Origin of the sequence: Rhizobium sp. Root1212 (assembly GCF_001424985.1) — a bacterium.
GTDB lineage: Bacteria > Pseudomonadota > Alphaproteobacteria > Rhizobiales > Rhizobiaceae > Pararhizobium.
The window spans coordinates 843,575-856,092 of record NZ_LMDA01000001.1; the positions used below are offsets into that span (position 1 = coordinate 843,575).

Genomic DNA, 12,518 nt, shown 5'->3' on the forward strand with positions numbered 1-12,518 from the left:
CACCCCTATTTCACCTGAAGCCGCGTCTTCAGTCCGCTGATGATGCGATCGGCGAGCGCCTCGTAGTCGCCGTCGAAATGATGGCCGCCATCAATGGCGATCGACTCGATGCCGGCCGTTTTCAGCGTCGGGCAGGGATCGCCGTCTTCGTCGGAACCGGAGATGCACTGGACCCGCCTGGGGTCGATCTTCGCGATGTCGTCGACGGGATCGCCGGCCCCGTCACTCGCGACCCCGAGCCAGCCGGTGACGGAAATCTCGTAGTCCACCTGATGGGAGAGCGCCATCAGCGTGATCTGCGGCACGCGGGCGCGGTCCTCGGCCGAGAGCAGGTTGTAGGTGGCGGGCAGGATATCGGCGCCGAAGGAATAGCCGATGAGCAGGACATGGCTGACGTTCCATTCCTTCCGGTAGGTGTCGATGATGCGGGTCAGGTCATCGGCCGTCTCCTGCGGCTTGCGCTCGGACCAGAAGTAGCGCAGCGAATCCACGCCCACGACCGGAATGCCGCGCTGCTGCAAGGCGCCCGCCACTTGGGCGTCGATATCGCGCCAGCCGCCATCGCCGGAATAGACCACCGCCATCGTGTCATAGGCAGGCTCCGCCTTGAGGATGGTTAGCGGCAGGCCGAGCGGGCTGTCGGCACCTCCGGCCGCATCCACCTGATCGGCAAGTGCCTGCGCCAGCGCATCGGCTGCGGAGGCGGTCTCGTCCTCAACGTCGATATCCGCATGGGCCTGCTTGAGGGCAGCGACATGGTCGCGACCGGCCTGTGTCGCCTTGTCCGTGAAAAGCACGGTTACGGGGGCCGGCAGCGGCCCGTCGGTGAGGCCGTAGATCGTGCGCCCATCCGCCTTGGTCTTGGTGGCGGGGGTGCAAAGCACCTTGTCGAGCGGGATGCCGGCCAGAGGATCGACGGCGATGGCCACGTCGATCGTCGCGGCCGGGCTCTGGGCGATCATGGCAAGCGCGAGCGCGCCGCCTTCGCCAGTGCCGGCGACGATCGGCGGATTGTAGCTCGTCGCGCCGCCGGCGCGCTGTATCTGATGGGCAAGCGATTCGACATCGGAAATCATGTAGACGCAATCGCCGTCATCGGCCTTCAGGGTCTTGAGATAGGCCGGGAAATCGATGCCGACGACGGCCGCACCCCTTTCCACGAGATCGGCCGCCTGCTTGTCTTCCGCAGCACCCCAGCCGTTCGCATCCGAAACCAGGAAAACGGTTGCGGCAGGCGCGTCGTCCGGCATCAGGATATGGCCGGCAGGGATCATGCCGGTGTCGAATTTATTGTCCTGCGCGGCCGCGGCAAACGGCAGGGCGCAGGTAAAAACGGCCGCGGCCAGGAGAGGATGAAGAAGCTTCATTTGGAAATCACTCCCTTGACGCCGCCGCCGATGAGAAAGGTCACGTCCATCAGCGCAAGCGCGGCACCCGTGGCATTGGATACGGCGAGATAACGCGGCTCCCAGCGCGGATGGAATTTCGATTTGAAGGCGCGCAGGCCCTTGAAGTTATAGAAGCGCTCGCCGTGCTCGAACAAGAGGCCGCCGACACGATCCCAGACCGGGGCTGCCTCGCGCCGCGCCATGCCCGAAAGTGGGGCCATGCCGAGATTGAACTGGCGGTAGCCTTCGTGGCGCAGATATTCGAGAATGCTGCCGAAGAGGAAATCCATCGTGCCCTTCGGCGCATCGGGCGCAAAGCGCATCAGGTCCACGGTCGCCTCCGCCTTGGTATCGGTCACCATCAGCGTGGCGAAGGCGACGATATCGCCGGCAAGCCGCACCACAGCGACCGGCTGGGAGAGCACGTAATCATCCTCGAAGGCGCCGAGCGAAAAGGTCTTTTCCTTGGCATCGTGATGGTCGAGCCAGGCATCGGAGATGGCGCGCAGCGCCGGCAGGATCGCCCCGACCTCTTCCGGCGGCACGACGGTCAGGGTCAGGCCGTCGCGAAGTCCACGATTGTAGGATTGCCTGAGATTGGCGAAGCGACTGCCCTTCATCTCGAACTGTTCGAGATCGATGATGGCCAGCTCTCCGAGCTTGAAGGCGCGAAGCCCCACATCGGCGCAGGCCGAAAGCAGGGCCGGCGAAATCTGGTAAAAGGCCGCGCGTCCGCCGCCGGCGCGGGCAGCCCCGACGAACTGCCAGACAAGCTCGGGAAATTCCTCTTCCACGCCGACCGGATCGGCAAGCGAAATCCAGGAGCGTCCGTGGATGCCGTACATGATGTAGGATTTTCCCGATGCGGAGAACAGCAGCCGCTTGTCACCCATCCGCACGAGATTGGCATCGGCGACATCCTGGCCCATGGTGATCTCGACGGCGCGGGCAAGCTCCTCCGGCGCCGGCTGTTGCGTGCGGAAATGCGCCGGCCGCAGCAGGCTGAACAGCGCCAGCGCCGAAAAAGCGATGGCAAGGCCGAGAAGGGCGCGCAGGCCGCGCGGCGCTTCTGCGGAGAATTCGAACTGCCACCAAAGCTCATGCGTATATTCCGTATCGCGATAGACGAAGAGCAGGATCAGCGTCGCCGTGACGATGATGACGGCGATGGTCGCAAGCCAGGACGGCCCAGGCGTCTGCCGCAGCAGCGAGGAATGCCGGTCGAAGGCGCGCATGTTGGCGAGCAGCGCGACGATGAACAGCGCAAGCAGCCCGGCTTCAAAGACGGCGATGGCCTTGAGGAAGGCAAAGGCGAAGGCGATCGAAGCGCCCGCCAGCGCCACCCACCACGCGCCGTCCAGCCTTTGTCCGAGGCCGCGGGCGGCGACGACCAGAAGCAGGCCGAGCAGGCTCGACAGGAAATGCGCGCCCTCGACGATCGGCAGCGGCAGGTAGCCGGCGAGGAAATCAAGGTCCGAATCGGGCGTCGGCACCACACTCGAGAAGATCAGCATGGTGCCGAGGATCAGCGAGAGGGTGGAAATCAGCGCCGGGGCAAGCTTGCCGGCAAGTTGCGCCGCCTCGGCGACGCCCGGCCTCAGCGCCAGCTGCCGCAGCTCGATGACCAGCAGCAGCACGGTGGCCAGCAGCAGCGGCAGCACGTAATAAATCAGCCGGTAGAGGACGAGGCTGCCGAGCAGCTGGTCGATGCTGATGGCGTTGGCAAGGCCGGCCATGATCACCGCCTCGAACACCCCGAGGCCGGCCGGAACGTGACTGAGCACGCCGAAGCCGATCGCCACCGCATAGATGGCGAGAAAGGTCGGCCAGCCGACATGGGTATCCGGCAGCAGCACATAGAGCACCGAAGCCGCCGCCGCGATATCGAAGGCCGAAACGAGGAACTGGCGGGAGGTGGTGCGGCTGTCCGGCAGGTGCAGTTCGAAACTTTTAAGGCGGATGACCCGGCCGTTGCGGCCCATATAGAACAAGCCCGCCAGCACGGCGAGGATGAGCAGGGCAATGCTGCGCAGCCAGACGGCCTCGACGCCGAGAATATCGGCGACCCGCGGCGCGACCGCAAGCGTTGCCAGCGCGCTGACGGACAGGAGCCCGAGGCCGAAGGCAAGCGTGACGAAGGCGATGACGCGGGCGATGTCGCCCGGCGTCAGCCCGAGGCGGGAATAGGCGCGAAACCGGATGGCACCGCCGCTCAAGGGGCCGAAGCCGACGGTATTGCCGACGGCATAGGCGATGAAGGCCGTCACCGCGACGGTGGGAAAGGGCGGCCGGCGGCCGATATAATCAAGTGCGTTGGCATCATAGGCGACCAGCGCCAGGAAACTCAGGCCGGTGAAGACCACGGCCAGCGCGATCGCGCTCCACGAGGTTGCCGACAGTGCCGAAAGCACATCCTCGTAACGCACCTCCGCCGTCAGCCGGTAGATGCCGAAGGTGACGAGGGCAAAAACAAAAAGACTCGCAGCCGCGAGAATATAAAGCCGGTAGATCAGGAACAGGCGGACAAACCGCGACGACCGATCTTCACTGACCGCAACACTTTCATCCGACATCATATTCCAAGCCCTGATTACCTGGCCGCATACTGGCGCAACTTGTGGCAAATATCGGGCAGTTTCCGGCCCACCTTACACCATTTCGTTACCGCGATCGGGGCGGGCCTTCCGCCCCATGTCCAGCCAAAAATCGACAACAGCGAACGCCGGATCATGCCTCGCGCCAGCCAGACGGATTAACGCTTTGTTAACCATTTTCTCGATACATCGAAGCAATCGAAAATTAACCAAGATGACTGATGTGTTAACACAATCCCGGCCGATCCGCCTCAAGGGGCGGTCCTTTCTGGCGCTTGCGCTGACCCCCGAACTGCCCTTCGCGGACTGGCTGGCGCGGCTCGACGCGCTCGCTTCGCGCTCGGCCGGCTTCTTCCTGCGCCGCCCCGTCGTGCTAGACGTCGAAGGCCTCGATATCGACCGGGCACAGCTTCGCGATCTCGTCAGCGAGCTGAGCGGCCGCGGCGTGCGCGTCATGGGCATCGAAGGCGCGCGTCCCTCCCTGCTCGGCGCGGATCTGCCGCCGGCGATGTCGGACGGCCGCGCGACCGCCGATATCGAGCCGCCAACGGCCGACCAGCAGACTGAGACCACCGACAAGCCCGAGCCCGTCGCGGCGCTGGCGCCGGCCCCCGCACCGGTGCAGGCGATGCCGTCCATGGTCATCTCCGAGCCGGTTCGCTCCGGCCAGTCGATTTTCTTTCCGGATGGCGACGTCACCATCGTCGGCTCCGTCGCCTCGGGCGCGGAAGTCGTCGCCGGCGGCTCGATCCACATTTACGGCTCGCTGCGCGGCCGCGCCATGGCCGGCACGATCGGCAACGCTTCGGCGCGCATCTTCTGCCACAAGCTCGAGGCCGAGCTGATCGCCATCGACGGCCTCTACAAGACTGCGGACGACATGGAAGCGGGGCTGCGTGGCAAACCGGTTCAGATCTGGCTCGAAGGCGAAACAATCAAGGCGGCAACGCTCGGCTGAAACAAGGCCGCGCTGTGCGGCGACCACGTGCATATCGAAGCGTGTTCACATAACTGGAGACATCAATGGGCAAGGTAATCGTTGTCACATCGGGCAAGGGCGGCGTCGGCAAGACGACGTCGTCGGCCGCGCTCGGCGCAGCGCTGGCGCAAAACGGCGACAAGGTCGTCGTCGTGGATTTCGATGTCGGTTTGCGCAATCTCGATCTGGTCATGGGCGCGGAACGGCGCGTGGTCTACGACATCGTCAACGTCATCCAGGGCGAGGCCAAGCTCACCCAGGCGCTGATCCGCGACAAGCGCGTCGAAACGCTCTACCTGCTGCCGGCGTCCCAGACCCGCGACAAGGACAACCTCACGCCGGAAGGCGTCGAGAAGGTCATCGCGGCCCTGAAGAGCGCTTTCGACTGGGTGATCTGCGATAGCCCGGCCGGCATCGAACGCGGCGCGACCCTTGCCATGCGCCATGCGGATGTCGCGATCGTCGTGACCAACCCGGAAGTCTCGTCGGTGCGTGATTCGGACCGCATCATCGGCCTGCTCGATTCCAAGACGCTGAAGGCGGAAAACGGCGAGCGCATCGAAAAACACCTGCTGCTCACCCGCTACGACGCCGCCCGCGCCGAGCGCGGCGACATGCTGAAGGTAGACGACGTGCTCGAAATCCTGTCGATCCCGTTGCTCGGCATCATCCCGGAAAGCATGGACGTGCTGCGCGCCTCCAACGTCGGCGCGCCGGTCACGCTGGCGGACGGACGCTCGGCGCCGGCACTCGCCTATTTCGAAGCGACGCGGCGCCTCAAGGGCGAAAGCCTGCCGGTCACGCTTCCGGGCGAAAAGCGCGGTCTCCTCGGCAAGATTTTCGGAAGGAAGGCGGCATGAACCTGTTCCGTTTGTTCTCCCGCGGCCAGTCCGGCCCGGCAGCCCGCGAGCGGCTGCAGGTGCTGCTCGCCCATGAACGCGCCGTCACCGGCGACAGCGACCTCGTCGGCAAGCTGCGCGACGAGATCCTGAAGGCGATTTCCAAACACATGCAGGTCAATGACGAAAACGTCAGCATCAAGATGGAACGCGGCGCGCAGGTCACCACGCTCGCCGTCGATATCGAGATCCCCTTCGACGCAGGCAGGAAGGCGGCCTGACGGCCGCCTTCGCAAAATCCGCCTTACGGTTTGAGTTGACTAGCCTCGATGGCAAGATGACACTACCGACCGCAGCAAGGCAGGAGGACAAACGATGAATGAGCCAGACCGGTGGCGTCACATAGCAAGCGCACCGCGAGACGGTAGCCGAATCCTCGTCACCGTCCGCTCGTCCGAACAGGGGCCGGCGGAAGTGGACGTCGCCTTCTGGTCGCATGGCGACCGGTTCGGCTCGGAAGGCTGGCGCGCCTCGGATTCCGCCCCTGGATGCATCGTCGAATATGCCGAGCCGGAGTTGAAGTGCTGGATGCCGATGCCCTCGGCCAATCTCGGCCGTGCCTCGGCGCCCTCTCCCTGGGAAGGCGATGACGACCGGCAGCTTGACGGGTCGGGGATCTGAAAGGCTTCGAAGGCTGGAAGTGTCCGTCCGGCCATCAATTGTGGTGGCATGCCTAGACGATCGTGAGGCCGGGATTTCCCTGCGCGGCCTCACCGATCAGCGTCGCGCCAAAACCGTGCCTGTCGAAAATATCCAGCACTGCCGCGGCATCCGACGGGGCGCAGGCGACGAGCAACCCGCCGCTCGTCTGCGGATCGCAGAGAAGCGCCTGACCGACCGCTGTCATCTCCCGTGAATAGATGACATCCGCCCCATAGCTCGCCCAGTTGCGCCCCGAGGCGCCGGTGACGAAGCCGGCGGCGGCGAGGTCGTGGGCACCTTCCAGCAGCGGCACGGCGGACCAGTTCACCTGCAGCCGGCAGCCCGAGCCGCGCGCCATTTCGAGCGCATGGCCGGCAAGGCCGAAACCGGTCACGTCGGTCATGGCGTGCACACCGTCAAGCCGGGCGAGATCCGGGCCCGGCGTATTGAGGCGAGTCGTCGTGCCGATCATCCTGTCATAGCCGGCCGCATCCAGTGCGCCCCTTTTCAGCGCGGCGGAAAAGATGCCGACGCCGAGCGGCTTGCCGAGGATCAGCACATCGCCCGGCCGCGCGCCGGCATTGCTTTTCACCTGGGCGGGATCGACGAGGCCGATGGCGACGAGGCCGTAGATCGGCTCGACGCTATCGATCGTATGGCCGCCGGCGACGGGAATGCCCGCGGCACGGCAGACCGCGGCACCGCCATCGAGAATGGCGCCGATGGTCGCGGTGGAGAGCACATTGACCGGCATGCCCACCAGCGCCAGTGCGAAAATCGGCGTGCCGCCCATGGCATAGACATCGCTGATGGCGTTGGTTGCGGCTATCAGGCCGAAATCATGCGGATCATCGACGATCGGCATGAAGAAATCGGTGGTCGCGACGATGGCCTGTCGGTCGTTCAGCCGGTAGACGGCCGCATCGTCGGAGGTTTCGATGCCCACCAGCAGCTCCGGCGGCACCGGCAAGGCGGTCCGGTCGCGCAGGATTTCCGAGAGCACGCCCGGCGCGATCTTGCAGCCGCAGCCGCCGCCATGGGCAAGCGATGTCAGGCGCGGCTCGGTGGAAACGGCAGGATCGGACATGGGGCTCCTTCCTCTGGCAGTCTGCAACAGGTTCCGTGCCGGCGATCATGGCCCATCGGCTCGCCCAAGACCATGACTTTTACACCAAATCCGTCCTTGACACACCCGGCGGCAAGGGCGACCATCCAGCCGTTCACCGATCCGCAAGGCAGGTACGAGGATAGCGAATGAACATCGATCTTTCACGCCGCAGCTTCCTGAAGCTTGCCGGCGCGGGAGCGGCGGCCACCTCGCTCGGAGCCATGGGCTTCGGAGTGGCGGAGGCAGCGACAGCCGCTCATGTCCGCGCCTTCAAGCTGGCAACCACGACCGAAACCCGCAACGTTTGTACCTACTGCTCCGTCGCCTGCGGGATTCTGATGTTCTCCAAGGGCGATCTCGCCGCCGGGGAAAAGGCCGAACTCATCCACATCGAAGGTGACGCCGACCATCCGACCAACCGCGGGACGCTCTGTCCCAAGGGCGCGGCGCTCAAGGATTTCGTGAAATCCGAGACCCGCGCCACCAAGCCGCGCCGCCGCGCGCCGGGTTCGGACCGCTGGGAAGACATTTCCTGGGAAGACGCCTTCGACAAGATCGCCCGCGCGCTGAAGGACGACCGCGACGCCAACTTCATCGAGAAGAACGCGACCGGCGTCACCGTCAATCGCTGGACGACCACGGGCTTCCTTGCCGCCTCCGGCGGCACCAACGAGACGGGATGGCTGACCTACAAGACCGTGCGCGCCATGGGCATGGTCGGCTTCGACAACCAGGCACGCGTCTGACACGGCCCCACGGTAGCCAGTTTGGCTCCAACTTTTGGCCGCGGCGCAATGACGAACGCCTGGACCGACATCAAGAACACCGACCTCGTCATCGTCATGGGTGGCAATGCGGCGGAAGCGCACCCTTGCGGCTTCAAATGGGTGACGGAGGCCAAGCACCATCGCGGCGCCCGGCTGATCGTCGTCGACCCCCGCTTCAACCGCACGGCTTCGGTAGCCGATGTCTATGCCCCGATCCGCCCTGGCTCCGATATCGCCTTCCTGATGGGCGTGATCCGCTACTGCATCGAAAACGACAAGGTGCAGTGGGAGTATGTGAAGAACTACACCAACGCCAGCTATCTGGTGCGGGACGATTTCGGCTGGGCCGACGGCCTCTTCAACGGCTATGACGAGGAGAAGCGCGACTACGACCGCACCGCCTGGGAATACCAGCTGAACGAGGACGGGACGGTGAAGGCCGACCCGACGCTTGCCGATCCGCGCTGCGTCTGGAACCTGCTCAAGGAACACGTTGCGGCCTATACGCCGGACTTCGTCGAAAACCTCTGCGGCACGCCGAAAGAGCGCTATCTCAAGATCTGCGAGATGATCGCCGCCACCTCGGCACGCGACAAGGTGATGACCTCGCTTTATGCGCTCGGCTGGACCCAGCATTCCAAGGGCGCCCAGAACATCCGCGGCATGGCGATGCTCCAGCTCATCCTCGGCAATGTCGGGCTGCCGGGCGGCGGGGTGAACGCGCTGCGCGGCCACTCCAACATCCAGGGCCTCACCGATATCGGCCTGCTTTCCAACAGCCTGCCGGGCTACATGAACCTGGCGACCGAGAAGGAGCCGGATTACGCGACCTATATGTCGACGCGCGGCAACAAGCCGCTCGTTCCGGGCCAGACGAGCTACTGGCAGAACACGCCGAAATTCATGGTCAGCTTCCTGAAGGCCATGTGGGGCAGCGCCGCGACCAAGGAGAACGACTGGGGTTTCGAATGGCTGCCAAAGCTGGACGTGCCCTATTACGACATCCTGCGCATGTTCGACATGATGAGCCGTGGCGAGGTAAACCTCTATTTCTGCCAGGGCTTCAACCCGCTGCTCTCCTTCCCCAACCGGGCGAAGCTGACGGAGGGCCTGTCGAAGCTGAAGCTGCTCGTCACCATCGATCCGCTAAAGACCGAGACCGCTCATTTCTGGGAAAACCACGGCATCTACAACGACGTGGATTCCTCGAAGATCATGACCGAGGTACTGCAGCTGCCCGCCACCTGCTTTGCCGAGGACGAGGGTGCCACCGTCAACTCCGGCCGCTGGCTGCAATGGCACTGGCCGGGCGCGACGCCGCCGGGCGAGGCGAAACACGACACCTGGATCATGGCCAACATCTTCCTGCGCGTGCGCGAACTCTACCGCAAGGAAGGCGGTGTCTGCCCCGAGCCGATCCTCAATCTCGCCTGGGATTACAAGGACCCCACCGAGCCGGAACCGGCCGAACTGGCGCAGGAGATGAACGGCCGGGCGCTCCAGACCCTCTACGACCCGACCGATCCGACGAAGGTGCTGGTGGAGGCCGGCAAGCTGTTGCCGAATTTCGCCGTCATGCGCGACGACGGCTCGACCATGTCCGGCTGCTGGATCTATGCCGGCTCGTGGACCGAGGACGGCAACATGATGGCCCGACGCGACAACAGCGACCCCGGCGATATCGGAACCTTTCTCAACTGGACCTTCGCTTGGCCGGCAAACCGCCGCATCCTCTACAACCGCGCCTCCTGCGACCTCTCCGGCAAACCATGGGACGAAAGCCGCAAGCTGATCGAGTGGAACGGCGAGAAATGGGCCGGCTTCGACGTGCCGGATATCGCGGTGACGGCAAAGCCCGAAACGGTGATGCCCTTCATCATGACGCCGGAGGGCACCGGCCGGCTCTTTGCCCGCAGGCTGATGCGCGACGGCCCCTTCCCCACCCATATGGAGCCGTTCGAAAGCCCGGTCGAAAACCCGTTCAACGCCAAGCTACGCGGCAACCCCGTCGCCCGCATCTTCCCCGAGGACGTGGAGCAGTTGGGCACGAGCGCCGACTATCCCTGCGTCGCCACCTCCTACCGCCTCACCGAGCATTTCCACTACTGGACGAAGCACAACCGCGTGAATGCCGTGCTGCAGCCGGAATTCTTCGTAGAAATCAGCGAGGAGTTGGCGGCGGAGCGCGGCATCGTCAAGGGCGGGCGCGTGCGCGTCTGGAACAAGCGCGGCGAGGTCTGGGCCAAGGCCGTGGTGACCAAGCGCATCCGGCCGCTGATCTGCGGCGGCAAGCCGGTGCATGTCGTCGGCATTCCGCTGCACTGGGGTTTCATGGGCGCGGCGCGCAAGGGTTTCGGGCCGAACAGCCTCACCCCCTTCGTCGGCGATGCCAATATCGATACGCCGGAATTCAAGGCTTTCCTCGTCAACATCGAGCCAGCGGCAGAGGAGGCTTCGTCATGAGCGAACGTGCACCGGAACCGGTCACGGCGGCAGCCAATCCGCCGATCCAGCCATTGCCGTCGAACCTCTTGGCCAGCGACGTTATCAGGGCTTCGGCGACGGCGGAGCTGCCTGCCCCGGAGCGGCAGCTCACGCAGGTCGCCAAGCTGATCGACGTATCGAAGTGCATCGGCTGCAAGGCCTGCCAATCCGCCTGCATCGAGTGGAACGATACCCATCCGGATGTGGAGGAGAATGTCGGGGTCTACGAGAACCCGCATGACCTGACGCCGGATATGTTCACGCTCATGCGGTTCACGGAATACGAAAATCCGAAAACCAACGAGCTTGAATGGTTGATCCGCAAGGACGGCTGCATGCACTGCGCCGATCCCGGCTGCCTCAAGGCGTGTCCGGCACCCGGCGCCATCGTGCAATATTCCAACGGCATCGTCGATTTCATCTCCGACAACTGCATCGGCTGTGGCTATTGCGTCACGGGCTGTCCTTTCAACATTCCCCGCGTCTCCAAGACCGCGCATGTCTCGAAGAAATGCACGCTCTGTTCGGATCGCGTCGCGGTTGGCCAGGGTCCGGCCTGCGCCAAGGCCTGCCCGACCAAGGCGATCAGCTTCGGCACCAAGGAGAGCATGATCGAGCTGGCGGAGGAGCGCGTCGAGGACCTGAAATCGCGCGGCTACGACAATGCCGGGCTCTACGATCCGCAAGGCGTCGGCGGCACCCATGTCATGTATGTGCTGCACCATGCCGACCAGCCTTCGCTCTACGCCGGCCTGCCGGACGATCCGCAGATTTCGCCGGTGGTGCGCGGCTGGAAAGGCCCGGCCAAGACGGTCGGCCTTGCGGTGGCGGGCCTTGCCGCGGCCGGTGCGCTGCTGCACGGCCTCTTTGCCCGCGCAAACGAGGTGACGCCCCATGACGATGAGGAGGCGGAAAACCTCGTCGATGGCGCCGGCCACCGCGGAAGGGAGGCGTGATGGCCGAGAAACGCGTCTATTCCGCCCCGGGCGACGAGATCGAGGCGAAGCACCCGGTTCTGGTGGGCCGCTATCGCGGTATCACCCGGCTCAACCACTGGGTCACGGCCGCCTGCATGATCGTGCTGCTGATTTCCGGCTTCTCCTTCTTTCATCCGTCGCTGTTCTGGATGACCGGGCTTTTCGGCGGCGGGCAGACGACGCGCTGGCTGCACCCCATCGTCGGCCTCGTGCTGGTGGCGAGCTTCCTCATGCTCTTCGTGCAGATGTGGAAGCTCAACCTGCCGCGGCGCGAAGATGTGGAATGGAGCCTGAAAATCGGCGACATGCTGAAGGGGGACGAGGACAAGCTGCCCGAACTCGGCAAATACAATGCCGGCCAGAAATTCGTGTTCTGGGGCATGTCCGCCCTGATCGCCGTGCTTGTCACCACCGGCATCATGATCTGGGAGGAATATTTTCCGCATATCGTCTCGATCCCGGTGCGACGTATCGCGGTCGCGGTGCATGCGCTGGCAGCGCTCGGCGCGATCCTGATCTTCATCGTCCACGTCTATGCGGCGATCTGGACGCGCGGCACCATCCGCGCGATGACGCGCGGCAGCGTCACCGGTGGCTGGGCTTTCCGTCACCATCGCAAATGGTTGCGCGAACTTGCTGGACGGCAGCGCCCTGACACGTCAAAGTAGTTTCCGAAGACG

Annotated in this window: 10 protein-coding genes; 7 read left to right on the forward strand and 3 right to left on the reverse strand. The window is 64.5% G+C overall.

The window, feature by feature from the left end:
- Positions 1 to 5: 5 nt before the first annotated feature.
- Positions 6 to 1,367: an AcvB/VirJ family lysyl-phosphatidylglycerol hydrolase gene (locus tag ASC86_RS04035; RefSeq protein ID WP_056316375.1), complete on the reverse strand. Its 1,362-nt coding sequence runs from the start codon at positions 1,365 to 1,367 to the stop codon at positions 6 to 8.
- Entirely contained in the window at positions 1,364 to 3,964 is a 2,601-nt protein-coding gene (gene mprF / locus ASC86_RS04040) for a bifunctional lysylphosphatidylglycerol flippase/synthetase MprF (protein WP_056316378.1), read from the reverse strand. Before mprF ends, ASC86_RS04035 begins: the two co-directional genes overlap by 4 nt.
- 232 nt (positions 3,965 to 4,196) lie before the next feature.
- Between mprF and minC the strand changes: the two genes are divergently transcribed.
- From minC to ASC86_RS04060, 4 genes are all read left to right on the forward strand, one after another.
- Entirely contained in the window at positions 4,197 to 4,940 is a 744-nt protein-coding gene (gene minC, locus ASC86_RS04045) for a septum site-determining protein MinC (protein ID WP_056316380.1), read from the forward strand.
- Between the two features lie 65 nt (positions 4,941 to 5,005).
- Positions 5,006 to 5,821: a septum site-determining protein MinD gene (gene minD, locus ASC86_RS04050; RefSeq protein ID WP_056316383.1), complete on the forward strand. Its 816-nt coding sequence runs from the start codon at positions 5,006 to 5,008 to the stop codon at positions 5,819 to 5,821.
- Positions 5,818 to 6,081, forward strand: a complete 264-nt coding sequence (gene minE / locus ASC86_RS04055; protein ID WP_056316386.1) for a cell division topological specificity factor MinE — start codon at positions 5,818 to 5,820, stop codon at positions 6,079 to 6,081. The genes minD and minE overlap by 4 nt, the downstream gene beginning before the upstream one ends.
- A gap of 94 nt (positions 6,082 to 6,175) precedes the next feature.
- The gene (locus ASC86_RS04060; RefSeq protein WP_056316388.1) at positions 6,176 to 6,481 is read left to right on the forward strand and encodes a hypothetical protein; all 306 of its coding nucleotides are present in this window, start codon (positions 6,176 to 6,178) and stop codon (positions 6,479 to 6,481) included.
- A 52-nt stretch (positions 6,482 to 6,533) separates the two neighbouring features.
- Here ASC86_RS04060 and selD read toward each other — a convergent pair whose 3' ends face one another.
- Complete coding sequence (gene selD / locus ASC86_RS04065) at positions 6,534 to 7,589, reverse strand: selenide, water dikinase SelD (RefSeq protein WP_056316392.1); 1,056 nt, start codon at positions 7,587 to 7,589, stop codon at positions 6,534 to 6,536.
- Between the two features lie 167 nt (positions 7,590 to 7,756).
- Here selD and fdnG point away from each other — a divergent pair, with 167 nt between their 5' ends.
- From fdnG to ASC86_RS04085, 3 genes are read left to right on the forward strand one after another with little or no spacing between them, the layout of a single operon-like run.
- On the forward strand, positions 7,757 to 10,840 hold the full coding sequence (gene fdnG / locus ASC86_RS04075) for a formate dehydrogenase-N subunit alpha (protein WP_156386891.1): 3,084 nt from the start codon (positions 7,757 to 7,759) through the stop codon (positions 10,838 to 10,840).
- Positions 10,837 to 11,817: a formate dehydrogenase subunit beta gene (fdxH, locus tag ASC86_RS04080; protein WP_056316397.1), complete on the forward strand. Its 981-nt coding sequence runs from the start codon at positions 10,837 to 10,839 to the stop codon at positions 11,815 to 11,817. Before fdnG ends, fdxH begins: the two co-directional genes overlap by 4 nt.
- Positions 11,817 to 12,506, forward strand: coding sequence for a formate dehydrogenase subunit gamma (locus ASC86_RS04085; RefSeq protein ID WP_056316400.1), 690 nt, complete (start codon positions 11,817 to 11,819; stop codon positions 12,504 to 12,506). Before fdxH ends, ASC86_RS04085 begins: the two co-directional genes overlap by 1 nt.
- Positions 12,507 to 12,518 lie beyond the last annotated feature (12 nt).

What these genes read in the sequence shown, in the direction of transcription:
- ASC86_RS04035 (WP_056316375.1), bottom strand. Translation starts at nt 1,367, where the DNA reads ATGAAGCTTCTTCATCCTCTCCTGGCCGCGGCCGTTTTTACCTGCGCC.
- mprF (WP_056316378.1), bottom strand. Translation starts at nt 3,964, where the DNA reads ATGATGTCGGATGAAAGTGTTGCGGTCAGTGAAGATCGGTCGTCGCGG.
- minC (WP_056316380.1), top strand. Translation starts at nt 4,197, where the DNA reads ATGACTGATGTGTTAACACAATCCCGGCCGATCCGCCTCAAGGGGCGG.
- minD (WP_056316383.1), top strand. Translation starts at nt 5,006, where the DNA reads ATGGGCAAGGTAATCGTTGTCACATCGGGCAAGGGCGGCGTCGGCAAG.
- minE (WP_056316386.1), top strand. Translation starts at nt 5,818, where the DNA reads ATGAACCTGTTCCGTTTGTTCTCCCGCGGCCAGTCCGGCCCGGCAGCC.
- ASC86_RS04060 (WP_056316388.1), top strand. Translation starts at nt 6,176, where the DNA reads ATGAATGAGCCAGACCGGTGGCGTCACATAGCAAGCGCACCGCGAGAC.
- selD (WP_056316392.1), bottom strand. Translation starts at nt 7,589, where the DNA reads ATGTCCGATCCTGCCGTTTCCACCGAGCCGCGCCTGACATCGCTTGCC.
- fdxH (WP_056316397.1), top strand. Translation starts at nt 10,837, where the DNA reads ATGAGCGAACGTGCACCGGAACCGGTCACGGCGGCAGCCAATCCGCCG.
- ASC86_RS04085 (WP_056316400.1), top strand. Translation starts at nt 11,817, where the DNA reads ATGGCCGAGAAACGCGTCTATTCCGCCCCGGGCGACGAGATCGAGGCG.